We start from the raw sequence: 26,341 nt of genomic DNA, 5'->3' as shown, positions 1-26,341 counted from the left end.
GGCTTTCGCCGGGGAACAGCTCATTACTTGCCTGAGGGGAATTGCCGATCTCGATCCGGGGTCCCGCTTGTCCGGGGTGACGAGGCAGGCGAAATCGCACGCCGTTTTCAAACGATGCGCACCCGCTCCGCCACCCGCTTGACCGCCCCGGCCGAAAGGTTCAGACCGCTGCGATTCAAAGGGAAACAGGGGTCGAAAATCCATGCGCAAACTCGTCATCCTCGGCGTCAGCCTCTTCGCGTTCCAGGCTTCGCTCGCCGCCGCGCAGGATCAGCCGGCGGCGCCGGAGCCCGAACCCGCCGCGATGACGGCGTCCGCGAGCGGCAGCGCGCGCACCGCGCCCGAACGGCATTTCACCGGCGCCGACATCTTCGACCTCGCGATCGCCGCCGACCCGCAGATCAGCCCCGACGGGCGCCGCATCGCCTATGTCCGGCGACAGAATGACATCATGACCGACCGCGCGATCGGCAGCATCTGGCTGATCGACACCGCGACCGGGCAGGAAATCCCCGTCACCGGCGGCAACGGCGGCGGCAGCGCCTTCACGCCGCGCTGGTCGCCCGACGGCAAGCGCCTCGCCTATGCCTCGACCGAGGGCGGCGGCGCGCAGCTGTGGGTGCGCTGGATCGACGGCGGAGAGGCGGTGCGGCTGACCGGCCTGCCGACCAGCCCGTCGAGCATCGCCTGGTCGCCCGACGGCCGCTCGATCGCCTATACGATGCTGGTCAAGGACGCGGCGCCGACCTTCGGCTCGGCTCCCGCCAACAAGCCCGAAGGCGCCAAATGGGCCGATCCGCTGGAGGTTCACGACCTCCTCACCTATCGCGCCGACGGCGCGGGCTATATCGAGCCGGGGTTCGAGAAGATCTTTCTCGTCCCCGCGACCGGCGGCGCGCCGCGCCAGCTCACCTTCGGCCCCTATCACGACGGCGGGCCGCTCAGCTGGTCGCGCGACGGACGCACCCTCTATTTCGGCGCCAACCGCAAGCCCGACTGGGAGAACGACGCGCGCGAGAGCGAGATTTTCGCGCTCGACGTCGCGAGCGGCCGCATCACCCAGCTCACCGACCGCGACGGCCCCGACGCCAATCCCGTCGTCTCGCCCGACGGCCGGCTGATCGCCTATGTCGGTTTCGACGACAAGCTGCGCGCCTATGAGAATAGCGAGCTTTACGTGATGAACCCCGACGGTTCGGGCCGCCGCAGCCTGACCGCCGGCTGGGACTACAGCGTCGACGACGTCGCCTGGGCCGCCGACGGGCGCAGCCTCTATGTCCAGTACGACGATCATGGCGAGACGAAAGTCGCGCGCATCGGGCTCGACGGCTCGGCGCGCACCGTCGTCACCGGCCTGTCGGGCGGCGGGCTCGACCGGCCCTACACCGGCGGCAGCTTCTCGGTCGCCGACACCGGCGCGATCGCCTTCACCGGCGGCACCCCGACGCGCCCGGCGGAGGTTCAGCTCGCCGCGGGCGGCAAGACGCGGATGCTGACCGACCTCAATCGCAGCCTGCGCGAGACCAAGGCGCTGGGCGAGGTGCGCAAAATCACCGTCGCCTCCAGCCTCGACGGGCTGGAGATCGAGGGCTGGCTGACCCTGCCCCCCGGCTATGTCGAGGGCCGGCGGGTGCCGCTGATCCTCGAGATTCACGGCGGCCCCTTCTCGGCCTATGGCCCGCATTTCGCGACCGACAACCAGCTCTACGCCGCCGCGGGCTACGCGGTGCTGTCGTCGAACCCGCGCGGTTCGACGAGCTATGGCGAGGCGTTCGCGAACACGATCGACAAGGCCTATCCGGGCAATGATTATTTCGACCTGATCAGCATCGTCGACCGCGCGATCGAACTCGGCATCGCCGATCCCGACGCGCTGTTCGTCACCGGCGGCTCGGGCGGCGGCGTGCTGACCAGCTGGATCGTCGGCAACACCGACCGCTTCAAGGCGGCGGTGACGCAAAAGCCGGTGATCAACTGGACGTCGCAGGCGCTGACCGCCGACGGCCCCGCCTTCTTCGGCCGCTACTGGCTCGGCGCGATGCCGTGGGAGAATCCCGAGACCTTCTGGAAGCACTCGCCGCTCTCGCTCGTCGGCCAGGTGAAGACCCCGACGATGGTCGTCGTCGGCAGCGAGGATTACCGCACCCCGGTCAGCGAGTCGGAGCAATATTATACCGCGCTGCGGCTGCGCGGCGTCCCGACCGCGCTCGTCAAGGTGCCCGGCGCCAGCCACGGCGGCATCGCCGCGCGGCCGTCGCAGTCGGCGGCCAAGGCCTCGGCGATCCTCGCCTGGTTCGCCCGATACCGCCACGGCTGGGCCCCGCCGGCTGCGGCGGCACCCTGATCTAGGGCGCCAGCGGCGGCAGCCCGTCCATGATCGCGGTCAGCGCCAGCGCATTCTCGCGCTCCATCGCGCTGTGCCCGGCGTTGGTGACGACATAGGTCGCGGGCTCCGCCCCGGCGCCGCGCAGCGCCGCGGTCAGCCGCGACGCCTGCGTCAGCGGGCATACCTCGTCGAACCGCCCATGGACGATATGCACCGGAATCGCCGCCAGCGTGTCGATATGCCGAAAGAAATGCCCCGGCTCCAGAAACAGGTCATGGGCAAAATAATGCGCCTCGATCTGGGCAAAGCACAAAGCAAACCCCGCCTCCCCAAACTTTCCGGTATCGCCCGCCTCGGGGATCAGGTTCGAAATCGTTCCTTCCCATAGGGACCATGTCACCGCCGCGGCGAGTTGGCGTTCCTTCTCCTCGGCGGTCGCGGGCACCATGTCGAAGATCGCCTTGTACGACCGCATCACGTCGCGCCGTTCCTCGACGCTCAGCACTTCCAGCAGCGCGCGCCATTCGTCGGGATAGTGGATATAGGCGCCCGGCGCGGTCAGCCCGAACGGGTCTTCGTGCCACGTCGCGGCATTGCCCTGATACAGATAGAGCAGATCCTCCGCCGCGCCCAGGAAGATGCCGCGCAGGATCAGGTTCGCGCAATGATCGGGATGCGCGATCGCATAGGCCATCGATAGCGTGCTGCCCCAGCTTCCACCGAAGACATGCATCCGCCCCGCGATGCCCAGATGATCGCGCAGCTTCTCGATATCGCCGATCAGGTCGGCGGTGGTGTTGCGCGCGAGCGCCGTCGTTGGTCCCGCCGTGGCGACGTTGGGCTCGCTCTTGCCGCATCCGCGCTGGTCGAACAGGATGATGCGATAGCGGTCCGGGTCGAAATAGCGCGCCATCGCAGGCGAACAGGCGCCGCCGGGGCCGCCGTGCAGCACCATCACCGGTTCGCCCGCCGGATTGCCGTACTCCTCCCAATACAGGCGATGCTCGGGGTCGCTGTCGACGGTCAGCCACCCGCTGCGCCGCGCCTCCGCCTCGGGATAGACCCAGTCGTCGCCGATCTTGCTCGATGTCTGCAGCCGCGAAAAATCCATCCTGTCTTCCTTTCGTTGCGCGCGCCGCCGCTCGGGGGGTGGCCGCGCGCCACGCCCCCATGCTAGGGCGACTCCGATGCCATGTCTGAATCGTCCTTGCGGCGAAAGCCGCAGCGACGCAATTGCGGTGGCGTCGCCCAGTCCCAGAAGGTGACCGGCCCCGGCCCGGTCGCGCCGCACCGATCGGAAATGACCGCCCTATGACCTTGCGCCTTGCCGCTTCCACCGCCGCCCTGCTGCTTGCCGTTCCGGCGCTTGCCCAGACCGCGGCGCCCGCGATCGACCCCGCGAACATCACCGAAACCGTCCGCACCATGGCCTCCGACCAGTTTCAGGGCCGCGCGCCGGGAACCGTCGGCGAGGAACGCACCGTCGGCTATCTGATCGGTCGGCTGCAGGCGCTCGGGCTCGAACCCGCCGGATCGGACGGCGGCTGGACGCAGCGCGTGCCGCTACTCCACACCCGGCTCGGCACCCCCGAAACGCTCGCCTTCGACCGCGGCGGCACGACCACCCCGCTCGCCTTCGGCACCGACATCTATCTATCGACGCTTCAGCCGAACGACCGCGCCGTGGTCGCCGGCGCGCCGATGGTGTTCGTCGGCTATGGCGTCGACGCGCCCGAACGCGGCTGGGACGATTTCAAGGGCGTCGATCTCAAGGGCAAGGTCGCGGTCTTCCTGATCAACGACCCCGATTTCGTCGCGAAGAAGGGCGAGCCCGCCTTCGGCAAGTTCAAGGGCCGAACGATGACCTATTACGGCCGCTGGACCTACAAGTTCGAGGAAGCGGCGCGCCGGGGCGCGGTCGCGGCGCTGATCGTCCACGATACCGAGGGCGTGGGCTACGGCTGGAACGTCGTCAACAGCCCCGGCGGCGAGAACTACGGCCTCGTCGTCCCGCCCGAAAAGATGACCAGCCTCGCGCTGCAGGGCTGGATTTCGGGCGACACCGCGACGAAGCTGTTCGCCGCCGCCGGTCAGGACCTCGCGAAGCTGCGCGTCGCCGCGCGCCGCGCCGATTTCCGCCCCATCGACCTCGGCACGAATTTCGACGCCGCCATTCCCTCGGCGCATGAAGAGGTGCAGAGCCAGAACGTTCTCGCGAAGATCACCGGCACGCAGCGCCCCGACGAGGTGGTGATGATCGGCGCGCACTGGGATGCCTATGGCGAGGGCGAACCCGATGCGCAGGGCCGCATCTATCGCGCCGGCGCCAACGACGACGCGCTCGGCGTCGCCGGCATGTTCGAGATGGCGCGCCTGTTCAAGGCCGCGCCGCCGCCCGAGCGCAGCATCGCCTTCGCCTTCTGGACCGCGGAGGAACGCGGCCTGCTCGGCTCCGAACATTATGCCGCCAATCCGCTTTTCCCGGTCGAGAAGACCGTCGCCAACCTCGGCCTCGACATCCTCCAGACCGCGGGCCGCGCGAAGGACGTGATCCTCGTCGGCAAGGGCCAGAGCACGCTGGAAGACGACCTCGCCCGCTTCGCGGCGGCGCAGGGGCGCAGCGTCAGCGAGGAAAGCCTGCCAGAGCGCGGCCTCTTCTTCCGCGCCGACCATTTCAGCCTCGCCAAGCGCGGCGTTCCCGTTCTGCTGATGATGGGCATCGCGGGCGCCTCCGACCTCGTCGAAGGCGGCAAGGCCGCCGGACAGGCATGGGTCGATGCCTATACCGGCCAATGCTATCATCAGGCGTGCGACGCCTGGGACCCCAGCTGGAACCTCGACGGCGCGGTTCAGGATATTCAGCTTTTTTACCAGATCGGTGATGAACTCGCGCGCTCGACCCGCTGGCCCGGCTGGCAGCCGACGAGCGAGTTCGGCGCCATCCGCGCCGAAAGCGCCGCTGCGCGGCAATAGCGCGAAGGGCAAGGCGCGGCCAAGTCACCGCCAAAGGCATGGGTCCTTCCCCGCCCGGGGGAGGGACTTGATGCAATCTAAAACTTCCCGCGCACCGAAAAGGCGAAGACCGGTCCGATCAGCCGGTCGCGCTGCTCGACGAAGGCGATCGGGCTTTCGCCGCGCACGCCGGTGTAGACGGTCCGGTCGCGGCGCGAACGGGCGTTGAACATATTGGCGACTTGCGCCCGCACCGTCATTCCGAACACGTCCTTGTTCTCGACGAAGAGGCTGGCGAACACCGGTCCCTCCCACGTCCGGTCGACCTGGTTGCGCCGATAGTTGGGCTGAATGTGGCTGTGGTTAGCGTTGAAGCCCCATGCCCAGTCGCTGCCGGGGATATCGTGCCGCAGGTCGATCTCGATCTGCCGGTCGGTGAAGCCGCTCCACTGGCGCGTCTCGCCGGTGAAGGGATCGCGGATCGACGAGGTCTGGAGCAGCAGGCGCGTGTCGACCTTGACGCCCTTCAGCCCCGCCGGGTCGAGGTTGATCGTCGTCGTCCAGTCGATCGCCGCGGCCCAGCTTCGGTCGATATTGCCGACCGCCTCGCCGCTCGCGCCGACCGGGATGACGTCGACGCGATCCTCGACATCGCGGTAGATGAGGTTCAGCTTCGTCGACCCCCAGACGCCGAGCGTCTTGTTCGCCTCGAACTCGAAACTCCAGTCCTGCTGCGGCCTCAGGTCGTTGTTGACCTCGTTCTGATTGTCGTCGTTCAGGAACGCCCGCGCAAGGAAGTCATAAAAGGACAGCTGCAGCACACGCCGCCGGATCTTCAACGACATGTCGAGATCGGCCGACGGCGCCCAGGCGAGCGTCAGCGATCCCTTGGGACGAAAGAAGCTGCGCTCCTGTCCGCCGATGCCCGTCTGGGTGATCTTCGAATGCTCGGCGCCCGCGACGAGCTGGAACGACAGCGTGTCCGTCAGCTTGCGCCCGAAGCTGAGCAGTCCTTCGTAACGATCCTCGCTGACGCCGCCGATCCCGCCCGGAAACGGCTGGTCGACGAAGACGCCGGCGGCGGGATCGAGCACCGCGATCGACGCGACATTGTCGAGCGTGTTGAACGCCGCCTCGCCCGACAATTCCCAGTCGCCGCCCAGCATCTTCCACTGATATTCGCCGCGCGCGATCGTCTCGCCCAGATTGCCGCGCTGCGCGAACCGGTCGCCCTCGGACGGCGTCGCGTCGGCGAAGCGGGTGACGATCTCCTGCGAATAGGGTTCGTGGCTGAACCGCCGCAGGCCGATCAGCTTCAGCTTCCCGGGGCCGAGGCCGAACTGGTAATCGCCGCTCAGCTCGTAATTCCAGCTGTCGTTCTTCTCGCGCACGGTGCGGAAGCGGTCGGGGTCGCCGACGCTCGTCCGCAGCCCGTCCTCGACATAGCGGTCGTATTTGCGCTGATAATGGGCGCCGAGATGCGCGATCGAATCGCCGGGACCATCCCATGTCAGATGCCCCGACAGCTTCGGCGTGTCATAGGGACTGCGCCAGACGTCGTGCCGCTGCTCGACGATGCGCCCCGCGCCGTCGAGGATCAGCGTCGGGCCGCCGGCGGCGCTGCGCGCGCCCTCGTTGTTGTAGAGGCCGAGTTCATATTCGATCGTGCCGGTCCGCCCACGCACCGAGATATCGCCGCGGGTGTAGAGCGGATGCGCATAATGCGCGCGGAACTCGGGCTTCCAGGCGAACTGCCCCGAAAAATCGTCGGCGCGATAGACGATGTTCGCGACCTGCCCCGACAACCCCGGAATATCGAGCGAGGCGCCGTCGACGATCTCGATCCGCTCGACATTGCCCGCCGGGATACGCGACAGCAGCGTCGCCATATCGTCGGACTTGGTCGACGGGCGCACGCCGTTGAACAGCACATTGCCCGTCGCCTGCCCCAGCCCGCGCCGCTCCTCATTGTCGCGGATCGAAAAGCCGGGGACCTGCGCCAGCATGTCATAGGCGTTCTTGGGCGCATAGCGCGCGAAGTCGGCGGGGGCATAGACCTGCCGCGCCGCATCGGACGGCGCGGGAGCGGGGGCGACGGCGGGCGCCTCCTGTGCCTGCACCGCGCCCGCACCCAGCGCCGCGGCCAGCGCGGCAATGCTCGTCCAGCGGCTCATTTCGCCGCCCTCGCGGCCGCATTCATCGACCGCGCATAGTCGGGCGTCACCCCCAGCGCTTTCAGGCTCACCACCTCGTCGGACGACAGCGAGGCATAGCCCGCCGCGGCGAGCCCGCGCACATAGGCGCCGTCGACCCCCAGCGCCTTGCACGCGATCGCGTCGTCGATCGCCGTCAGCCGCAATGCGCCCGACTGGAGTTCGCGGACATAGGTGCCCGTGACCCCGAGCGCCGCCGCGGCGATCAGGTCGCTGCCGTCCTTCGGCCGCACGCCCTCTCCGATCAGCCCGTCGGCAAGGGCGGTGGTGGCGTCGACCATCAGCATCGCGAACTGCTGGTCGCGCGACGGCGTTCCGATTCCGCGATCGGACAGCGCCCGCGCAAATCCCGCATCGGGCTGGAACCGGCAATGCCCCGCGCCGTCGAACGCGGCATTCAGGCGGCCGCTGCAATCGAGCCGCCCCGCCTCGTGCACGACGCTGAACGCCACCGGCCCCGCCGCACCGCCCAGCGCAGACCGCGCCGCGCCGAACTCGGCGCGCCGCCCATCGAGTTGCAGGTCGCTGGTCGACTTGCGATGGATGAGCCGCAGGCGCGGCGCGTGGTCTCCGCTATCGCGCACCGACACCTCCCAGCGGATGGCGTCGCTCGCGGGCGCGGCGGCCTGGCTCTGCTGCGCCGGCGCCGTGCAGGCGATGACCGGCAAGACCGCGGCGCCCGCGGCGACGAACAGGGCGTTGATTCTGGCTTTCATGGGGATACTCCTCCTCCCTGCGCCGGCCGAGCGTCTCCGCTCGCCGCCGCAACGGCGTTTCCAAACTTCGGTTCGATGATCGGCGGTGTCGCTTCGGCCAGTGGCCGGGCGTCAGTCCTTCGGTACTACGGGCGGCCTTGGCGGTCCCGGCGGGCTCGGCGCCGCGACCCGCACCACAGCTCCGTCGGCGCTGCGCACTTCGACGCTGCCGCTGGCTTCGGCCCGAACGGTCGCCCCCGACCGCGACCGGACGACGCTGTGCCGCCCGCTGTCCCAGCTTCCGACCGTCCGCGCCTCGATCGCATCGTCGGGATCGGACAGCGACTGGCCGGCGCGGCGCATCCGCGCGACGTAATCGGGCGTCACCCCCACCGCCCGCATCGCGGTCAGATCGTCGAGATCGACGTCGGGGAACTGCGCCTGCATCGCACGGGCGTAATCGGGCGAGACGCCCAATGCTCTGGCGCCGATCAGGTCGTCGAGCGCCGCGTGCGGAAACAGACGGCGCATCGCGGCGATATAGTCGGGATCGACCCCGCTCGCCTTCGCGGCGATGATGTCGTCCGAATCGACCGACCCATGACGGCGCATCGCGCGCACATCCTCGGGCGTCACCCCCACCGCGCGCATCCCCACCAGTTCGTCGACGGTCAATGGACCGGCCTGGGGCTTCGCGACCGGGGCGGCTGGCGTCGCGGCCTCCGGGGCGCCGCCCGCGACCGCGGCGGACTGCGGTGCCGCGGTCGGGGCGGGGGCGGCGACGGCGTGGACTGCCGCCGCCGCCCTTTGCCCGGTGGTGGCCGAAAAGGCGGCGAGCGGCGCGGTGATCCCGGCGAGCAGCACCAGGCTCATCAGCATCCAGCTCGCGCTCGCCGGCCCGCGCTTCAGGCTCGCGTCGAGGACGCGCGTGATCCGGCGCTTGAGGCTGCCCTTGCCCGGCGCGACGCCGTGCGCGGCAAGCAGCGCGCCCTGATTGTCGTGCCGCGCCGCGCCTACGAGCAGCGTCGCATAATCGGGTCCGTCGATGTCGGCCATCAGCACGGCGTCGTCGGCAGCTTCCTCGCGCAGCTGGTGGCTTTCGCGCGCCAGCATCCAGACCAGCGGATTGAACCAGAAAAGCGCGCAGGCCAGCCGGGCGGCGAGCAGCTTCGCCCAGTCGAGCCGCGCGACATGCGCCAGTTCGTGCGCGATGATCGCCTCGGCCTCGCCGACCGCGCCGACCGCCTTGGGGCTGAGCACGATCGTCGGGCGCAGCACGCCCCAGCTGATCGGCGAGCGCAATTCCTCGCTCACCAGCAGCGCGGTGCCGTGCTTGAAGCCCATGCGCCGCTGCGCCTCGGCCAGGGCCGACAGCCACGACGCCTCGACCAGCACGTCGGCGCGCGCGCGCATCGCGAACAGCCGCACCACCGCCAGCGCCATCAGCGCGAACAGCAGCAGCAGCGGCAGCGCATAAATTCCGAGCGCCATGTCAGAGAGCGACGGCCAGTTCCACGTCGCCGCCGCCACGGGCGCCGCATCGCGCAGCGCCGCCGCCGGCATCGCCGCGACTTCCGTCACTGGCAGCGCCGCCGCCTGCCGCACCGACCAGGCGGCCGGCAGCGGCGTCCATTGCGGCAGCAGCAATGCCGCGACCGGGAGCGCCAGCAGCGCAACCAGTCCGGCGTGCGCGACCAGCGACCGCTCGGCCGCCGAACGCGACCGCACGAGGCGCAGGATCGCCAGCGTCAGCCCGGCGATCAGCAGCGATTTCAGGCCGAGCTCCAGCAGGCTCGCGGCGGTGATCGTCATTTCGCCCTCCCTTCGCGCGCATCGGCGATCAGCTTTTGCAGTTCGTCGAGTTCGCTCGCGCTCATCTCATCCTGCATGCCGAGCAGCGCCGCGGCCGCGCTCGTCGCCGACCCGTTGAAGAAAACGCGCACGACCTGGCTCAGCGCCGACTTGCGCGCCGCCTTGTCCGACACGCGGGGCGCATAGAGGAAGCCGCGCTCCGACGCCGTGCGGTCGACGAAGCCCTTGGCCTCGAGCCGCTTGAGCATCGCGCGGATCGCCGACCCCGACAGTGCGTCGCTCAGCGCCTCGCCGATCTCGGCGACCGTCGAGGCGCCCCTTTCATAGAGGATATCGACGATTTCGCGTTCGCGGGGGGGCAAGCTGGACAGCATGGCGAATCACCTTATGCGCTACATTTGTAGCTTAGCTACATTTGTAGCGCATCCATGGCAAGCGATTTATTCGCATAAGACACACCGCCGGTCCGGATCGCCACCCGATCGTGATTGCGAGGAGCGCGGGCGACGAAGCAATTTCCAGCCATCGGACTTGCGCAAGGCCGATGGCGGGAGATTGCTTCCCCCGGCTTTCTCCGAGGTCAATGACGAACCGGGCGAGCGCCCTGCTCCCCACTCCCGCCGTCCGCCCTCGCCTCACGCTTGTCGAACGGCGCTGCATCCGTCACAGACGATGGCGTATATGTCCTGCGGACACGCAGGGACTTGTCCCCCGGCGAAAGCCGGGGTCCATGCGCGGCAGCGCAACGCCGTCCGGACCCCGGCTTTCGCCGGGGAATGATTACCCGTCGAAAGGGGATAATTGCCGATGCCGATCATGGCCGCCCGCCTCTATCACGACGGCAAGCTCGTCCGCGATCTCGGCCCCGACGAAACGATCCCCGACGAAAGCGACCCGGGCGATTTCTTCTGGCTCGGCCTCTACGAACCCACGCCCGGCGAACTCGAAGGCATCGCGGCGCGCTTCGGCCTCCACCCGCTCGCGGTCGAGGACGCGCTCAAGGCGAACCAGCTTCCCAAGGTCGAGGTCTATGGCGACCAGCTGTTCGTCATCGCGCGCACCGCCAACCTCGACGGCGACGCGATCCAGCCGGGCGAGACCGCCTTCTTCGTCGACCGCCATTTCATCGTCAGCGTCCGCCACGGCTCGGCGCGCGGCCATGCCGAGGTGCGGGCGCAGCTCGAATCGAGCCCGGCGCTGCTCGGCCACGGCCCCGACTATGTGCTCCACGCAGTTCTGGATTTCATCGTCGACGGCTATTTCCCGGTCATCGACGCGATCGAGGATCGCCTGCTGCTGCTCGAGGACAGCGTGATGGACACGCCGCTCGACGCCGCCGAGATCCGCCACCTCTACGCGCAGCGGCACCATGTCATCCGGTTCCAGCGGCTCACCGGCCTGATGAAGGACGTCGCGCAAAAGCTCGCGACCGCGCCGCTGCCGTGTATCGACGATCCCGTGCGCCCCTTCTTCCGCGACGTGTGGGATCATGTCCAGCGCGCCGAATTTCGCCTGACCGGCCTGCGCGACGTCGCCGCCTCGGTCGTCGACACCAATTCGCTGCTCGAACAGCAGCGCCAGGGCGCGATCACCCGCCAGCTCGCCGCTTGGGCCGCGATCCTCGCGGTGCCGACCGCGATCGCGGGCATCTACGGCATGAATTTCACGCATATGCCCGAGCTCGACTGGACCTTCGGCTACCCTCTCGCGCTCGCGCTGATGGGCGGCATCTGCGGCCTCCTCTACTGGCGTTTCAAGCACATCGGCTGGCTGTGACCCTTGCCCGCCGGACGCCGCGACCCTAGATAGGGGCCTCACCCCCAAACGGAGTCGATGGAATCATGGATCGCAACTGAACGCAGCGTCCCCCGCCTTGTCTTCAGGAAAGCCTTGTCCATGCCCGCCATCACCCTCGCCCATCTCGGCTGGTCCACGCTCGACGGCCGCGCCGTCCTTTCGGACCTCGACCTTCAATTCCATCCCGAACGCACCGGCATCGTCGGACGCAACGGTGTCGGCAAATCGACGCTGCTGCGACTGCTGACCGGCGAGATCGCGCCGACATCGGGCCGCATCGCCGTCGACGGCAGCCTCGCGATGCTGTGCCAGACGGTGCAGGTCGATCCCGACGCCCAGGTCGCCGACCTGTTCGGCGCGCGCGCCGCGGTCGCGCTGCTCCGCAAGGCCGAGGCGGGTCACGCCACCGCCGACGAACTCGCCGATGCCGACTGGACGCTCGAAGCGCGGATCGACGAAAGCCTGGCAAGGCTCGGCCTGCCGGTGCCGCCCGACACCCTGCTCGCCCGGCTGTCGGGCGGCCAGCGCACACGCGCCGCGCTGGCGGGGGCGATCTTTGCCGAACCCGATTTCCTGCTGCTCGACGAACCGACCAACAATCTCGACCGCGAAGGGCGCGACGCGGTGCGCGACCTGCTGCGCGGCTGGCGCGGCGGCGCGATCGTCGTCAGCCATGACCGCGAACTGCTCGAAGAGATGGACGCGATCGTCGAGCTGACCGGGCTCGGCGCCGCACGCTACTGCGGCGGCTGGAGCGCCTATGCCGAGCGCAAGGCCATCGAACAGGCCGCCGCCGAAGCCGGGCTCGGGGTCGCCGAAAAGCGGCTCGACGCGGTCCGGCGGCAGGCACAGGTCACCGCCGAGCGCCAGGCGCGCCGCGATGCCGGGGGCCGGCGCAAGGCGGCGCGCGGCGACGAGCCCGCCATTCTGCTCGGCACGCTCAAGAGCCGCGCCGAGGCCAGCGGCGGCGCGAACCGGCGGCTGGCCGACCGCCAGCAGGCCGAGGCCGAACGCGCGCTGTCGGACGCGCGCGGCCGGATCGAGGTCGTCGACCCGCTCGCGGTGGCGCTGCCCGCGACCGGCCTGCCGGCCTCGCGCCGGGTGCTCGAACTCGATCATGTGTCGGCGGGCTATGGCGAGGATGTTCCTGTGATCCGCGACCTGTCGCTGACGATCACCGGCCCGGAACGCGTCGCGCTCGCCGGTCCCAACGGTTCGGGCAAGTCGACGCTGCTCGCGCTCGTCGCGGGAACGCTGGCGCCGCAGCGGGGGCGAGTCCGCGTCGGCGTGCCCTTCGCCCTGTTCGACCAGCGTCTTTCGCTGCTCGACCCCATGCTGTCGATCGCCGACAATTTCGCCCGGCTCAACCGGGGGACGACGAACAACCAGTGCCGCGCCGCGCTCGCGCGCTTCCGCTTTCGCGCCGATGCCGCCGACCGCATCGTCGGCACGCTCAGCGGCGGCCAGATGCTGCGCGCCGGCCTCGCCTGCACGCTCGGCGCGCCGACGCCGCCGCAGCTGCTGATCCTCGACGAGCCCACCAACCACCTCGACCTCGATTCGCTGACCGCGGTCGAGACCGGCCTTGCCGCCTATGACGGCGCCTTGCTCGTCGTCAGCCACGACCGCCCGTTCCTCGAGGCGATCGGCATCACGCGCACGGTGACGCTGGGCGAATGAGGGGGAAGCGCCCCCTCACCCCTTCTTCAGATGCCGCCGCCCGAGCAGTTCGGCGATCTGGACCGCGTTCAGCGCCGCACCCTTGCGGAGGTTGTCGCTGACGCACCAGAAGGCGAGGCCGTTGTCGACCGTGCTGTCGTCGCGCACGCGGCTGACGAAGGTCGCATAGTCGCCGACGCATTCGACCGGGGTGACGTATCCGCCGTCCTCGCGCTTGTCGACGAGCATCACGCCGGGCGCCTCGCGCAGGATCTCCTGCGCCTGCTCGGCCGACAATTCCCGTTCCAGCTCGACGTTCACCGATTCCGAATGGCCGACGAAGACCGGCACGCGCACGCAGGTCGCGACGACCTTCACCTTGGGATCGAGGATTTTCTTGGTCTCGACCACCATCTTCCATTCCTCCTTGGTCGACCCGTCGTCGAGGAACTTGTCGATGTGCGGAATGACGTTGAAGGCGATCTGCTTAGTGAACTTCTGCACGTCCTTTTCGTCGCCGACGAAGATCTGGCGCGTCTGGTTCCACAGCTCGTCCATCCCCGCCTTGCCCGCGCCCGAGACCGACTGATAGGTCGATACGATCACGCGCTTGACGCCCGCGGCATCGTGCAGCGGCTTCAGCGCGACGACCATCTGCGCGGTCGAGCAGTTGGGGTTGGCGATGATGTTCTTCGCGGTGTAGCCGTCGATCGCATCGGGGTTCACCTCCGGCACGATCAGCGGCACGTCGGGGTCCATGCGATAGAGCGAGCTGTTGTCGATCACGACGCAGCCCGCCGCCGCCGCCTTCGGCGCGTGGATCGCGGTCGCGTCGGACCCGATGGCGAAGATCGCCATGTCCCAGCCGGCCCAGTCGAAATTCTCGATATTCTGGCATTTGACGGTCTTGCCGGTATCGCCGATCTCGACCATCTCGCCCTGGCTGCGCGACGAGGCGACCGCGGCCAGTTCGGCGATCGGGAACTCGCGCTCGGCGAGGATGGCGAGGACTTCGCGGCCGACATTGCCCGTCGCGCCCGCGACGACGATCCGATAACCCATGAACTTGTCCTTTGATGCTGGTGCTTGAAACGAAAAACGACCGGTTTCGCGCTGGGGCGGAACCGGTCGTCTTGGAAAGCTGTTTCGGCTTTGTGGGGAGAAAGCTCTCCTTAGCCTTCGCCGGCTTCCGACCGGTATTCGCGGCGCTCCGCAATACGCGCCGATTTACCGGTGCGGCCCCGCAGATAGTAGAGCTTCGCACGACGGACGGCGCCCTTGCGGACGACGGTAATGCTGTCGATGTTGGGCGAATAGAGCGGGAAGACGCGCTCGACACCTTCGCCGAACGACATCTTGCGCACGGTGAAGTTGGAGCCCATGCCCTTGTTCGAGCGCGCGATGCACACGCCCTCGAAATTCTGGACGCGGGTGCGTTCGCCTTCGACCACCTTCACGCCGACGCGCAGCGTGTCGCCGGGGCGGAACGTCGGGATATCCTTGGCAGCCTTGGCGATTTCCTCGGCTTCGATCGTCTGGATGAGGTTCATGGCCTCTCGTCCTTCTCTCTTCGCCGCGCGCCAGAGGCAGGTCGGTCCCGAGCGTCGACATGACGCTCCCAAAGGTCCGGCCTGCGTAACCGTGTGTCCTCTTCCGCCCTTTGCTTCCGCCAGGCGGCGATCTTCGCATGATCCCCCGATCGCAGCACTTCGGGGATCGTGCGCCCTTCCCATGTGACAGGTCGGGTATAGTGCGGATATTCGATCAGACCGTTCTCGAACGATTCGTCGTCCCCGCTGGAAGCCGCGCCCATTACGCCGGGAAGCAGCCGAATGCAAGCGTCGAGAAGCAGCAGCGCCGCCATCTCGCCGCCCGACAGGACGATATCGGCCATCGAAACCTGCTCGATCGGCCGGGCGTCGAAGATGCGCTCGTCGAACCCCTCGAAGCGGCCGCACAGGATGATCGCCCCCGGCCCCGCCGCCAGGTCGCGCACGCGGGCCTGCGTGATCGGCGCGCCACGCGGGGTCATCGCCAGAATCGGCAAACCGGAATGCTCCGCCGCCGCATGATCGACCGCCGCCGCCAGCACGTCGGCCTTGAGCACCATCCCCGCCCCTCCGCCCGCCGGCGTGTCGTCGACGGTGCGATGCTTGTCGGTCGCGAAATCGCGAATCTGCACCGGCGCGCAGGTCCATGTCCCGCTCTCGAGCGCACGCCCCGCCATGCTGTGCCCCAGCGGACCGGGGAACATGTCGGGATAAAGGGTCAGGGGAACGGCGGCGAAACTCATGGCAGCGGCTCCCATAGCGCCTCGGGCAGCAGCGGACGATCCTTTTCCATCTCTTCGTGCAGCCATTCGCGGAACCGTTCGATCTTGCGCACGCGGCTGCGGCCTTCGCGATAGACGAGCCAGTTGGCGCCGCCGGGCTGGTAGAGGGTATCGAACGGCTGGACCATCCGCCCGCTGTCGAGTTCGGCGCGCCACAGCAGCGGCGTCATCAGCGCGACGCCATAGCCCCCCTGCACCGCGCTCGCCTCCTGAAGCTGGCTGTCGAGTTCGACCCCGCGGCGCGGCGGCGGCGCGACGTCGACTCCCGCTTCGGCGAGCCATCCCGCCCACCAGCCGTCGTTCGGCGCGAGCCGCTCGACGCGCAGCAGGTCGACCGGCGCCGCGATCCGGTTCGCGTCGCGAAAGGCCGGCGAGCAAATCGGCGTCACATGGCTGCGGAACAGGAAATCGGCGCGCAGCCCCGGCCAGCCCCCCGGACCGATGCGGATCGCGACGTCGACGTTCGACGCATCGAAATCGACATAGTCGTTCGACATCGACAACCGCACCGCCAGATCGGGATAGCGCAGCTGAAAGCGCCCGATGCGCGCGCTGAGCCAGGTGCCGCCAAAGGTGACCGCGGCGCTGATCGTCAATATGTCCGCCTCGTCATCGCCGATCGCGGCGAAGGCGTCGCCCATCGACGCGAAGGCGGCACGGACCGCCGGAAGCAGCCGCTGCCCCGTCTCGGACAGGCGCACCCGCCCTTTCTCGCGGACGAACAGCGCCCGGCCGAGGCGATCCTCCAATTGACGTATCTGATAGCTGACCGCCGCCTGCGTCATCCCGAGTTCTTCGGCGGCGCGCGAGAAATTCTCCAGCCTGCCGGCGGCTTCGAAGGCGCGGATCGCGGCGAGAGGGGGCAGGTTAGGCATCGCCAACTTATAAGTCATCCTTATGTCATACCGCAAAGCTTTTGTTGGCGATGTGCGGGCGCAAGGCGCATCTGGCTCGCATCCATCCCGCAGGAGAAGAATGATGATCGATGAAATGTGGATGCGCGGCTGGGCCGAGAATCACGGCCGTTTCAGCGCCGACCTCGACCGCGGCTTCGCGTCGCTGACCACCGCCATCGCCCGGCTACGCCGCCCGCGAGACACGCGCGGCCCCGACTCCCGCCGCCGCAGCGGCATAAGCGGTATTTGCTGAGCAGGCCGGGCGCTATCGCGTCCAGTTCTCGACGCGGAGCCCCGGCACATCGGCAAAATCATCTTCATTGTTGGTGATGATGATCGCGCCGACGCTGAGGGCATGCGCCGCAAGCAGGCGGTCGAAGCGGGCGCGCTTGAACGGCAGCTTCGTATAGGCCCGCGCCGCCGCCTCGTCGAACGGGACAAGCGGTATGGCTTCGATGAACGCTTCGAGGATTTCGGGCGGCGGCGGCTTACCGACATAAGTGCCATAGGCGACTTCGGCATAGCTGATGACAGACATCGCGATTTCGCCCGGTGCATGGTCGGCGACGCGCGCGGTCAGCAATTCATGTCCGTCGTCCATCGCATAGACAGCGGCGTCGGCGTCTATCAGGTAGCGGATCACGCTTTCTTTGCCGCTTCCTCGGCTGCCTTGCGCGCTGCAATCGCGCTCGGGCGTTCATCGAAGTCCTCGCGCGGCGCCAGCTTGATGCCCGGCGCCTTGCCCGCGAAGCCGCTGACGTCGATCTTCGCCTTGGGCTTGTCGGCCGGTTCGAAACGGAACTGGCCATGCTCTTCGCGCAGGATCATCTCGGTGCCCGCTTCCAGCCCCAGCGCCTTCGGCAACCGCAACGCGACCGAATTGCCCGACTTGAATATCTTGGCCCGATATTCCTTCGTCACCATTGCCTCCGTATATACATATTGTATATACTATTCGACGAAGGCCGCGTCAACGACGACACCATTCTCGTTCCACTCCGGCACGGCCTGCGCATTCATCGGCACCATGAAGCGCTTGCCCTCCGGCTTCTCGATTTCGATTATGTCGCCCGCGCCGAAATTTTCGACTGCCGCGACATGGCCCAGCGCGGTTCCGTCGGTGGACACGCACGGCAGGCCGATCAGGTCATGGTGGTAATATTCGCCCTCGCCCAGCGGCGGCAGCGCCGAGCGAGGGACGGTCAGCAGCGTGCCGCGCAGCGCCTCCGCCGCGCCGCGGTCGGTGATTTCGGTGAAGCTGGCGACGGCGCCCTGATTGGCGGGGCGCACCGATTTCAGCGTCAGCTTGCGCCCGCCCGCTTCGAAAACGGAAAAGGCGCGGAGAGCATCCGCGCCTTCGCCGAACAGTTTCAGCCGCACCTCGCCCCGCACCCCGTGCGCACCGGCGATGGCGGCAAGGGTGACGGGGCGGTCCATATCGTTCCCCTCCCGCTTGCAGGAGGGGTTAGGGGTGGGGCGAGCCGAAGGCGAGCGCTCTGACTTGGCGGTCACAGGCCCACCCCCGACCCCTCCCGCAAGCGGGAGGGGAGAAGAATCAACCTTCGGTCTTTTCTTCGGCTTCCGGGGCGGGGCCGCCCTCGGCGACTTCCTCGGCGATCGCGGTCGCATCTTCGGCGGTCGCTTCGGCCGGAACCTCGTCGGCCACCGCGTCGGCAACGGCTTCGGCCGTCGCTTCGCTCTTCACCGATCCGGTCGCATCCGATTCGGCGGCTTCGGGAGCCGCGGGCGATTCGGCGGCTTCGGGAGCGGCAGGCGCTTCGGCGGCTTCGGGAGCGGCAGGCGCTTCGGCGGCCTCGGGCGCAGCCGCTTCCTCGGCGGGCGCCTCGGGAGCCGGAGCCGCGGCGGCTTCCTTCGCGGCTTCCTCGGCCTCGGCCAGCTTCGCGGCCTTCTCCTCGGCGCGTTCCTTGGCCTTCTCGCCCGGCTCGCCCTTCTGCGGGTTGCTGCGCGCGGCGCGTTCCTTGACGCCCAGGACGTCGAGGAAGCGGGCGACGCGGTCGGTCGGCTGCGCGCCGACCGAGACCCAATGCTTCGCACGCTCAACGTCGAGCTTCACGCGCTCGGGATTATCCTTGCCGAGCAGCGGGTTGTAGCTGCCGATGCGCTCGATGAAGCGGCCGTCGCGCGGGCTGCGCGAATCGGCGACGACGATCTTGTAATAGGGGCGCTTTTTCGAACCGCCGCGCGACAGGCGAATGGAAGTAGCCATGATATGTCCTTCTTTGTCTGAAAATCGGGGATATTCGGATTATTTCTTCTTGTTGATCAGATTGGCGAGGTCGGGCGGCAGGCCGCCGCTGCCCAGCCCGGGCAGACCGCCGCCCATTCCGCCGCCGCCAAGGCCGGGCATGCCGGGAATGCCGCCGCCGCGCCCGAACAGCGCACCGAGGCCCTTCAGCCCGCCCATCTTGCGGATCTTCTTCATCGCGGTGGACATTTCCTGGTGCATCTTGAGCACCTTGTTCACCTGCTGCACCGTCGTGCCCGATCCGTTGGCGATGCGGATCTTGCGCTTGGCGTTGATGATCTCCGGCTTCGCACGCTCCCTGGGGGTCATCGATCCCATGATCGCGTCGAAATGCACGAGCATCTTGTCGTCGGTGCCGCTCTGCGCCATCGCCGCCTGCGCCTTCTTGAGGCCGGGGATCATGCCGGCGAGCGCACCGAGCCCGCCCATGCGGCGCATCTGGTTGAGCTGCGTGCGAAGGTCGTTCAGGTCGAACTGCCCCTTCGCCATCTTCTTCGCCATCGCCTCGGCCTCGTCGGCCTGGATGGTCTCGGCGGCACGCTCGACAAGGCTGACGACGTCGCCCATGCCGAGGATGCGGTTGGCGATGCGCGCGGGGTGAAAGGTCTCCAGCCCGTCGAGCTTCTCGCCCGTGCCCGCGAACTTGATCGGCTTGCCGGTGACGGCGCGCATCGACAGCGCGGCGCCGCCGCGCGCGTCGCCGTCCATGCGGGTCAGCACGACGCCGGTCAGCGGCACCTGCTCGGTGAAGCGCTGCGCGACCTGTACCGCGTCCTGGCCGGTCAGGCTGTCGACGACCAGCAGGGTTTCGGCCGGCTCGGCGGTGCGCGCCACCGCCTGCATCTCGTCCATCAGCTGCTGGTCGACGTGAAGGCGGCCCGCCGTGTCGAGCATCAGCACGTCGAAACCTTGCAGCTTCGCCGCCTGCAGGGCGCGCTGCGCGATCTGGGTCGGCTGCTGGCCCGCGACGATCGGCAGCGTCGCGACGTCGATCTGCTCGCCGAGCACGGCCAGCTGTTCCTGCGCGGCGGGGCGATTGACGTCGAGCGACGCCATCAGCACCTTCTTGCGCTCCTTTTCCTTCAGCCGCTTCGCGATCTTCGCGGTCGTCGTGGTTTTACCGGAGCCTTGCAGGCCGACCATCATGATGACGGCCGGCGGGGTGACGGCGAGATCGAGTTCGGCCGCCTCGGCGCCGAGCATCTCGGTCAGCGCGTCGCTGACGATCTTGACCACCTGCTGGCCCGGGGTGACCGAGCGCAGGACATTCTGGCCGATCGCCAGTTCGGTGACTTGATCGACGAAGCTGCGCACGACGGGCAGCGCGACATCGGCCTCGAGCAGCGCGATTCGCACCTCTCGCATCGCGGCGCGCACGTCGGCCTCGGTCAGCGCGCCGCGGCCGCGCAGCTTTCCGAAAACGTCGCCAAGCCGATTGCTCAGACTGTCGAACATGCGCCTTTACAATCCCTTACCTACACCGCAACGCAAAAGACGCCGGTGAGCGAAACCTCGCCAACCAGCGGCTATCCGTGGACAGAATTTCCGTCGCGGATGTCGATCCGTCCATCCGCATCATGCGGACGCACGCCGCGCCTTTAGGCAAAAGGGCGGCAAAAGGCAAGTCGCGGCAGCGCAGAAGATCGAAGCGACCGCGCCGTTGCGCCGCCCCCGGATCACTTAACGCAAATTTCACCGCTTCGCGGGCAGTATCGCGTCGATGGTGGGGACTATTCAGACAATGGCGGCGCCCAGGCGGCGCGATCGCAGCGAGGATGCGCGGCGCGATATCGTTGCCGGCGGCATCGTCGTTGCGGCGATCCTGCTCTTCGTGGGCACCGGCAGCAACGTGATGCAGGCGGTGGTCCAGACGCTGATCGGCCTGGGCGGCGGCCCCGACAAGGTGCTGTCGGTCGCGCTGGTCCTCAACATCGCGCTGATCCTGTTCGGCTGGCGCCGCTACGAGGATCTCAACCGCGAGATTCGCGAGCGGACCGAGGCCGAGCAGCGCGCGCGCTACCTCGCCGACACCGACCCGCTGACCGGTTTCCTCAACCGCCGCGCGCTGCTGGCGCGGGGACAGGAACTGATCGCGCGCGCCGCGGCGCAGCAGCGGCAGGTCGCGCTCTTCCTGCTCGACCTCGATCATTTCAAGACCGTCAACGACATCCACGGCCACGCCGCGGGCGACCGCGTGCTGAAGGTCGCGGCCGACCGGATCAGCACGGTCCTGCCGCCGAACGCGGCCAAGGCGCGGCTCGGCGGCGACGAATTCGTCGCGATGCTGGTCTTCGAGCCCACCGCGCGGTCCCAGATCGACGCGCTCGCGGCGCAGCTCGTCGCCGCGCTCGAGGATTCGGTCGCGCACGACGCGCAGCATATCCGCATCGGCGCCTCGCTGGGGATCGCGCTCGCCGACGACGCGAGCACGACGATGGAAACGATGGTCCGCCAGGCCGACATCGCCATGTATCACGGCAAGGACAAGGGCCGGAACCGCCACATCTGGTTCGAGCCGGGGATGGAGATGGCGGTCCAGGTCCGCAACCAGATCGAGACCGGAATCCGCGGCGGCATGCCGCGCGGCGAGTTCGTTCCCCATTTCGAGCCGCAGGTCGACATCGCGAGCGGCCGCCTCGTCGGCTTCGAGATGCTGATGCGCTGGGATTCGCCCGAATATGGGATGATCCCGCCCGAACGCTTCATCCCGATCGCGGAGGAAAGCGGGCTGATCGGCGAACTGTCGCTGCAGGTCATCCGCCAGGCGATGGAGGCGGCCAAGGCCTGGGACCCCTCGATCATGCTCGCGGTCAACATCTCGCCGCAGCAGCTGAAGGACCCCTGGTTCAGCCAGAAGCTGACCAAGCTGCTCGTCGAAACGGGCTTTCCGGCAAGCCAGCTCGAGGTCGAGATCACCGAAAGCTCGCTGTTCGAGAATCTGCCCCTCGTCCGCTCGATCGTCACCAGCCTCAAGAATCAAGGCGTGTCGCTTTCGCTCGACGATTTCGGCACCGGCTATTCGTCGCTGTCGCACCTGCGCGCGCTGCCGTTCGACCGGATCAAGATCGACAAGAGCTTCATCGCGGCGATGCGCGGCAGTTCCGATGCGCGGGCGATCGTCGTCGCGATCATCCGGCTCGGCGAAAGCCTCGCCATGCCGATCACCGCCGAGGGGGTAGAGGACGAGGCGAGCGCGATCGAACTGATGCGGCTCGGCTGCCTCAAGGGGCAGGGCTGGCATTATGGGCGCGCGATGTCCGCCGACGACACCGCGCGGATGCTCGCCGACCGCGGCCTGCTGCGGATGCCGGCGTTGCCCGACGCACCGGCGGACGAGGAAGACGAATTGCGCAAGCAGGCGTGAAACGCCCTCTCCGCAAGGAAAGCGAGAGTCGGGCGGACTCGGACGCCTCGCTAGACTTCCCCGCCCCGCATCCCTAAATGCGCCCGCTATGGCGGATCGTTTCACCAAGATGCACGGCCTCGGCAACGACTTCGTCGTCATCGACGCGCGCGAGCATGCGGTCGCGATGACGCCGGCGCGCGCGCATGCGATCGCCGACCGCCGCCACGGCATCGGGTGCGACCAGCTCATCCTGCTCGAACCGTCCGACAAGGCCGATGTCCGGATGCGCATCTTCAACGCCGACGGCGGCGAGGTCGAGGCGTGCGGCAATGCGACGCGCTGCGTCGCGACGCTGCTCGGCAAGCCCGCGGTGATCGAGACGCTGGGCGGGATGCTGCGCGTCACGCCGGCCGACGGCGGCGCCGAAGTGACGCTCGGCGAGCCGGCGTTCGACTGGGAGCGGATTCCGCTCGCGATGCCGATGGACACGCGCGACATGCCCGTCGCCTGGGACGAGCTCGAACATGGCGCGGCGGTCAATGTCGGCAACCCGCATATCATCTTCTTCGTCCCCGAGGCCGACGCCGTGCCGCTCGCCGATCTGGGGCCGCGGATCGAGAGCGATCCGCTGTTTCCCGAGCGCGTCAACGTCAACGTCGCCAGCCTCGACGGCGAGGACCAGCTTCAGCTGCGCGTCTGGGAACGCGGCGTCGGGCTGACGCACGCGTGCGGCACCGGCGCCTGCGCGACCGCGGTCGCCGCGATCCGCGCCGGGCTGGTTCGCTCGCCCGTCACCGTGTCGCTGCCCGGCGGCGACCTCGTCATCCGCTGGGCCGAGGGCGAGCCGATCGTGATGAGCGGCGCCGCGACGCGCGTGTTCGAAGGCGAGACCGACTGGGCCCGCTTCGGATGAGCGCCGGCCCCCGCGTCGAGGTCGTCAATTTCGGCTGCCGGCTCAACCTCGCCGAGGGCGAAGCGGTCCGCACGGCGGCGCTGCGCGCGGGCGCGACCGACACGATCGTGTTCAACAGCTGCGCCGTGACCGACGAGGCGGTGCGGCAGGCGCGGCAGGCGGTGCGACGCGCGCTGCGCGAGCGGCCGGGCGCCAATGTCGTGGTGACCGGCTGCGCGGCGGAACTGGAAGCGCAGCGCTTCGCGGACATGGGCGCGCGGGTGGTAGCCAACGATGCCAAGGGGCTCGCCGAAAGCTATCGCATTGGGAAGAAGAACGGCCCGTCCCCCGGACTTGAACCGGGGTCAGGACGAACGGGCGATGGGATAAGTCGTCCTCTAAATCCGTTCGTGCCGAGCCTGTCGAAGCACCGTCCTCCCTATACTCCCGCCCTCTCCGGCGCCGACCATGCTCGCGCCTTCCTCGGCGTCCAGACAGGTTGCTCGCACGATTGCACCTTCTGCGCCACGGTGCTTGCACGCGGGACGGCACGGTCGGCGAGCATCGAATCCGTCATCGCCGCCGCGCGGACCGCGCTCGACCGCGGCCAGCGCGAGATCGTGCTCACCGGCGTCGACCTCGCCAGCTATGGCGACGATAGCGGCACCAGCCTCGCTGCGCTGGCCGAAGCGTTGCTCGCCCTCCCCGGCCTCGACCGTCTCCGCCTCTCGTCGCTCGACCCCGACCGCATCGACGCCGCGCTGTTCGCGCTGCTGACGCAGGAGGCGCGCGTGATGCCGCATGTCCACCTGTCGCTCCAGGCGGGCGACGACATGGTGCTGCGGCGGATGAAGCGGCGCCACCGCCGCGCCGACGCGGTGCGGCTCGTCGAACGGCTCAAGGCCGCGCGCCCCGCCATCGCGATCGGCGCCGATCTGATCGCCGGCTTTCCGACCGAGGATGCCGGCATGTTCGCGAACACGCTGGCGCTGGTCGACGATTGCGACATCGTCTTCGGCCACATCTTTCCCTACAGCCCGCGCGCCGGCACCCCGGCGGCACGCATGCCGCAGGTCGGCCGCGCCGTCGCCCGCGAGCGCGCGGCGCGCCTGCGCGAGGCCAATGCGCGCCGCCGCCACGCCTGGATGGACGCGCGGCGCGGGCGTATCGCCGCGATGCTTGTCGAGCGCGACGGGATGAGCGGCCATGGCGAGGATTTCACCGCCCTGACGCTCGCGGCGCCCGCGGCGCCCGGCAGCATCGTGCCGGTGCGCATCGGCGCGCGCGACGGCGAGCGGATGGCGGCAACCCGCATCGACAAGGATGGAACGGCATGAGCACGAGTTGGAGCGAACGGCTGTTCGGCGGCCTGCGCCGCACGTCGGAACGGCTGGGCGAGAATCTGTCGGGGCTGACCGGCAAGGGACGGCTCGACGATGACGACCTCGACCGGATCGAGGAGGCGCTGATCACCGCCGACCTCGGCCCCGCGATGGCGGCGCGCATCCGCGAGCGGCTCGCGGCGCGACGCGACGCGGTCGCGGGCGGCACCGAGGAACTGCGCAAGGTCGTGGCCGAAGAGATCGCGGCGGTGCTGCGCCCGGTCGCCGAACCGCTTGAGATCGACGCCTTCCCGCGCCCGCAGGTGATCCTGGTGATCGGCGTCAACGGGTCGGGCAAGACGACCACCATCGCCAAGCTCGCGCACCTGTTCCAGGAACAGGATTATGGCGTGATGCTCGTCGCCGGCGACACCTTCCGCGCCGCCGCGATCGGACAGCTCAAGGTCTGGGCCGAGCGGCTCGGCGTGCCGATCATGGCGGGGCCGGAGGGCGGCGACGCCGCGGGCATCGTGTTCGACGCGGTCAAGCAGGCGACCGCGACCGGCATCGACGTGCTGATCGTCGACACCGCCGGCCGCCTCCAGAACAAGCGCGAGCTGATGGACGAACTCGCCAAGATCAAGCGCGTGCTCGGTCGCCTGAACCCTGCCGCGCCGCACGACGTCGTGCTGGTGCTCGACGCGACGACGGGACAGAATGCGCTGTCGCAGATCGACGTGTTCCGCGAGGTCGCGGGCGTCACCGGCCTCGTCATGACCAAGCTCGACGGCACCGCGCGCGGCGGCGTCCTCGTCGCCGCGGCCGAGCGTCACGGGCTTCCCATCCACGCGATCGGCATCGGCGAGACGATCGACGATCTCCGCCCCTTCGACGCCGACGAGATCGCGGGCATCATTGCAGGAAATATCCGATGACCGACCAGCTTCCCGGCGGCCCCGAGCCGATCCCCGCGCCGCCGCCCGCGAAGCATGGCTGGCTGAACTTCGCGATCGATTTCGGGCCGCTGCTCGTCTTCTTCCTCGTCTATAAATTCACCTCGGGCGGCAGCGGCGCCTTCGCCGCGACCGCCAGCGCGATCAAGGGCACGCTCGCCTTCATGGCCGCGATCGTGATCGCGATGGCGGTGTCGAAATGGAAGCTGGGCAAGATTTCACCGATGCTGTGGATGTCGGGCGTCCTCGTCATCGGCTTCGGCGCGCTGACCGTCTGGTTCCACGACGAACGCTTCATCGTGATGAAGCCGACGATCATCTATGCGGCCTTCGCCCTCCTGCTGCTCGGCGGCTGGGCGCTGGGCAAGCCGATGCTCAAATATCTGCTCCAGTCGGCGCTCGAAGGCATGACCGAGCGCGGCTGGCTGCTGCTTTCGCGCAACTGGGGCCTGTTCTTCGCCGTCCTGGGCATCGCCAACCATGTCATGTACGAACTGATCGAGGCGCAGCGGATGAGCTTCGACCTATGGCTGACGATCAAGGTGTGGGGCGTGACCGCGCTCTCCTTCCTCTTCACGCTGACGCAGGTGCCGGTGATGCTGAAGAACGGGCTGGCGGTGCCCGAGGAAGCCGAAGGCTGAGAGCCGACATCGCCAAATCCCCCATCGTCATTGCGACCCCGGATCGGGTCCGGGGGAAGCAATCTCCAGCCATCGGCCTGAATGAACCCACGCTGGAGATTGCTTCGCTCGCAATGGCTATCCTGTTGCAGCCCTATAGCGGCGTGCCATAAACCTGCACCGCCTCTTATCCGTTCGTGTCGAGCGAAGTCGAGACACCCATCGGCGTGGCGCAAGGCCGATGAGTGTCTCGACTTCGC

Annotated in this window: 23 protein-coding genes and 1 pseudogene; 10 read left to right on the top strand and 14 right to left on the bottom strand. The window is 68.4% G+C overall.

The annotated features are described in order from the left end of the window. Positions 1–202 precede the first annotated feature (202 nt). Entirely contained in the window at positions 203–2,344 is a 2,142-nt protein-coding gene (locus SGR02S_RS13460; protein WP_067110725.1) for a S9 family peptidase, read from the top strand. A 1-nt stretch (position 2,345) separates the two neighbouring features. Here the strand turns inward: SGR02S_RS13460 and pip are convergent, their stop codons facing one another. After that, complete coding sequence (pip, locus tag SGR02S_RS13455) at positions 2,346–3,437, bottom strand: prolyl aminopeptidase (RefSeq protein ID WP_067110722.1); 1,092 nt, start codon at positions 3,435–3,437, stop codon at positions 2,346–2,348. A 200-nt stretch (positions 3,438–3,637) separates the two neighbouring features. Between pip and SGR02S_RS13450 the strand changes: the two genes are divergently transcribed. Then, positions 3,638–5,299 (top strand): M28 family metallopeptidase, encoded by a 1,662-nt coding sequence (locus SGR02S_RS13450; protein WP_067110719.1) that lies wholly within the window; start codon positions 3,638–3,640, stop codon positions 5,297–5,299. 77 nt (positions 5,300–5,376) lie between these two features. Here SGR02S_RS13450 and SGR02S_RS13445 read toward each other — a convergent pair whose 3' ends face one another. From SGR02S_RS13445 to SGR02S_RS13430, 4 genes are all read right to left on the bottom strand, one after another. Then, a complete protein-coding gene (locus SGR02S_RS13445) occupies positions 5,377–7,452 on the bottom strand; it encodes a TonB-dependent receptor plug domain-containing protein (protein ID WP_067110717.1) in 2,076 nt (691 codons plus the stop codon). After that, positions 7,449–8,207 (bottom strand): hypothetical protein, encoded by a 759-nt coding sequence (locus SGR02S_RS13440; RefSeq protein ID WP_067110714.1) that lies wholly within the window; start codon positions 8,205–8,207, stop codon positions 7,449–7,451. Before SGR02S_RS13440 ends, SGR02S_RS13445 begins: the two co-directional genes overlap by 4 nt. A 111-nt stretch (positions 8,208–8,318) precedes the next feature. After that, entirely contained in the window at positions 8,319–9,998 is a 1,680-nt protein-coding gene (locus SGR02S_RS13435) for a M56 family metallopeptidase (protein ID WP_067110711.1), read from the bottom strand. Continuing rightward, the gene (locus SGR02S_RS13430; protein WP_067110709.1) at positions 9,995–10,372 is read right to left on the bottom strand and encodes a BlaI/MecI/CopY family transcriptional regulator; all 378 of its coding nucleotides are present in this window, start codon (positions 10,370–10,372) and stop codon (positions 9,995–9,997) included. The genes SGR02S_RS13435 and SGR02S_RS13430 overlap by 4 nt, the downstream gene beginning before the upstream one ends. 433 nt (positions 10,373–10,805) lie before the next feature. On the opposite strand from SGR02S_RS13430, the gene SGR02S_RS13425 reads away from it, so the two are divergent. Beyond that, positions 10,806–11,774, top strand: coding sequence for a magnesium and cobalt transport protein CorA (locus tag SGR02S_RS13425; RefSeq protein ID WP_067110706.1), 969 nt, complete (start codon positions 10,806–10,808; stop codon positions 11,772–11,774). A 120-nt stretch (positions 11,775–11,894) separates the two neighbouring features. Further along, entirely contained in the window at positions 11,895–13,475 is a 1,581-nt protein-coding gene (locus SGR02S_RS13420; protein WP_067110704.1) for an ABC-F family ATP-binding cassette domain-containing protein, read from the top strand. Between the two features lie 15 nt (positions 13,476–13,490). Here SGR02S_RS13420 and SGR02S_RS13415 read toward each other — a convergent pair whose 3' ends face one another. The 4 genes from SGR02S_RS13415 to SGR02S_RS13400 all read right to left on the bottom strand — a co-directional run bounded on the left by SGR02S_RS13415 (position 13,491) and on the right by SGR02S_RS13400 (position 16,661). After that, positions 13,491–14,516 carry an aspartate-semialdehyde dehydrogenase gene (locus SGR02S_RS13415; RefSeq protein WP_067110701.1) on the bottom strand — a complete coding sequence of 342 codons (1,026 nt, stop codon included), beginning with the start codon at positions 14,514–14,516 and terminating at the stop codon, positions 13,491–13,493. 110 nt (positions 14,517–14,626) lie between these two features. Then, entirely contained in the window at positions 14,627–15,004 is a 378-nt protein-coding gene (gene rplS, locus SGR02S_RS13410; protein WP_067110698.1) for a 50S ribosomal protein L19, read from the bottom strand. Next, a complete protein-coding gene (gene trmD, locus SGR02S_RS13405) occupies positions 15,001–15,747 on the bottom strand; it encodes a tRNA (guanosine(37)-N1)-methyltransferase TrmD (protein ID WP_067110733.1) in 747 nt (248 codons plus the stop codon). The genes rplS and trmD overlap by 4 nt, the downstream gene beginning before the upstream one ends. Next, the gene (locus SGR02S_RS13400; protein ID WP_067110695.1) at positions 15,744–16,661 is read right to left on the bottom strand and encodes a LysR substrate-binding domain-containing protein; all 918 of its coding nucleotides are present in this window, start codon (positions 16,659–16,661) and stop codon (positions 15,744–15,746) included. Before SGR02S_RS13400 ends, trmD begins: the two co-directional genes overlap by 4 nt. A gap of 103 nt (positions 16,662–16,764) precedes the next feature. On the opposite strand from SGR02S_RS13400, the gene SGR02S_RS20105 reads away from it, so the two are divergent. After that, positions 16,765–16,935: a hypothetical protein gene (locus tag SGR02S_RS20105; RefSeq protein ID WP_156483082.1), complete on the top strand. Its 171-nt coding sequence runs from the start codon at positions 16,765–16,767 to the stop codon at positions 16,933–16,935. Between the two features lie 12 nt (positions 16,936–16,947). Here the strand turns inward: SGR02S_RS20105 and SGR02S_RS13395 are convergent, their stop codons facing one another. The 5 genes and pseudogenes from SGR02S_RS13395 to ffh form a co-directional block, all read right to left on the bottom strand. Further along, complete coding sequence (locus SGR02S_RS13395; protein WP_082797143.1) at positions 16,948–17,325, bottom strand: type II toxin-antitoxin system VapC family toxin; 378 nt, start codon at positions 17,323–17,325, stop codon at positions 16,948–16,950. Next, positions 17,322–17,603: an AbrB/MazE/SpoVT family DNA-binding domain-containing protein gene (locus SGR02S_RS13390; protein ID WP_067110728.1), complete on the bottom strand. Its 282-nt coding sequence runs from the start codon at positions 17,601–17,603 to the stop codon at positions 17,322–17,324. The genes SGR02S_RS13395 and SGR02S_RS13390 overlap by 4 nt, the downstream gene beginning before the upstream one ends. Positions 17,604–17,633: 30 nt before the next feature. Beyond that, positions 17,634–18,119: a ribosome maturation factor RimM gene (gene rimM, locus SGR02S_RS13385; protein WP_067110692.1), complete on the bottom strand. Its 486-nt coding sequence runs from the start codon at positions 18,117–18,119 to the stop codon at positions 17,634–17,636. A 340-nt stretch (positions 18,120–18,459) separates the two neighbouring features. Beyond that, positions 18,460–18,909: pseudogene (gene rpsP, locus SGR02S_RS20605) on the bottom strand (30S ribosomal protein S16); the annotation flags it as partial. A gap of 39 nt (positions 18,910–18,948) precedes the next feature. Further along, positions 18,949–20,403, bottom strand: coding sequence for a signal recognition particle protein (gene ffh / locus SGR02S_RS13375; RefSeq protein ID WP_067110686.1), 1,455 nt, complete (start codon positions 20,401–20,403; stop codon positions 18,949–18,951). Between the two features lie 286 nt (positions 20,404–20,689). Between ffh and SGR02S_RS13370 the strand changes: the two genes are divergently transcribed. The 5 genes from SGR02S_RS13370 (at position 20,690) to SGR02S_RS13350 (ending at position 26,102) form a co-directional block, all read left to right on the top strand. After that, entirely contained in the window at positions 20,690–22,312 is a 1,623-nt protein-coding gene (locus SGR02S_RS13370) for a putative bifunctional diguanylate cyclase/phosphodiesterase (RefSeq protein ID WP_067110683.1), read from the top strand. Positions 22,313–22,400: 88 nt separating this feature from the next. Continuing rightward, positions 22,401–23,207, top strand: a complete 807-nt coding sequence (gene dapF, locus SGR02S_RS13365) for a diaminopimelate epimerase (RefSeq protein ID WP_067110680.1) — start codon at positions 22,401–22,403, stop codon at positions 23,205–23,207. Further along, positions 23,204–24,523, top strand: a complete 1,320-nt coding sequence (locus tag SGR02S_RS13360) for a radical SAM protein (RefSeq protein WP_067110677.1) — start codon at positions 23,204–23,206, stop codon at positions 24,521–24,523. Before dapF ends, SGR02S_RS13360 begins: the two co-directional genes overlap by 4 nt. Next, complete coding sequence (ftsY, locus tag SGR02S_RS13355) at positions 24,520–25,443, top strand: signal recognition particle-docking protein FtsY (RefSeq protein WP_067110675.1); 924 nt, start codon at positions 24,520–24,522, stop codon at positions 25,441–25,443. Before SGR02S_RS13360 ends, ftsY begins: the two co-directional genes overlap by 4 nt. Then, complete coding sequence (locus SGR02S_RS13350; protein WP_067110672.1) at positions 25,440–26,102, top strand: inner membrane-spanning protein YciB; 663 nt, start codon at positions 25,440–25,442, stop codon at positions 26,100–26,102. The genes ftsY and SGR02S_RS13350 overlap by 4 nt, the downstream gene beginning before the upstream one ends. Positions 26,103–26,341: the final 239 nt, after the last annotated feature.

The organism is Sphingopyxis granuli NBRC 100800 (assembly GCF_001591045.1).
Taxonomy (GTDB): Bacteria; Pseudomonadota; Alphaproteobacteria; order Sphingomonadales; family Sphingomonadaceae; genus Sphingopyxis; species Sphingopyxis granuli.
The sequence above is the reverse complement of the archived record's forward strand: the minus strand, read 5'-3'. Positions and strand labels throughout refer to the sequence as shown.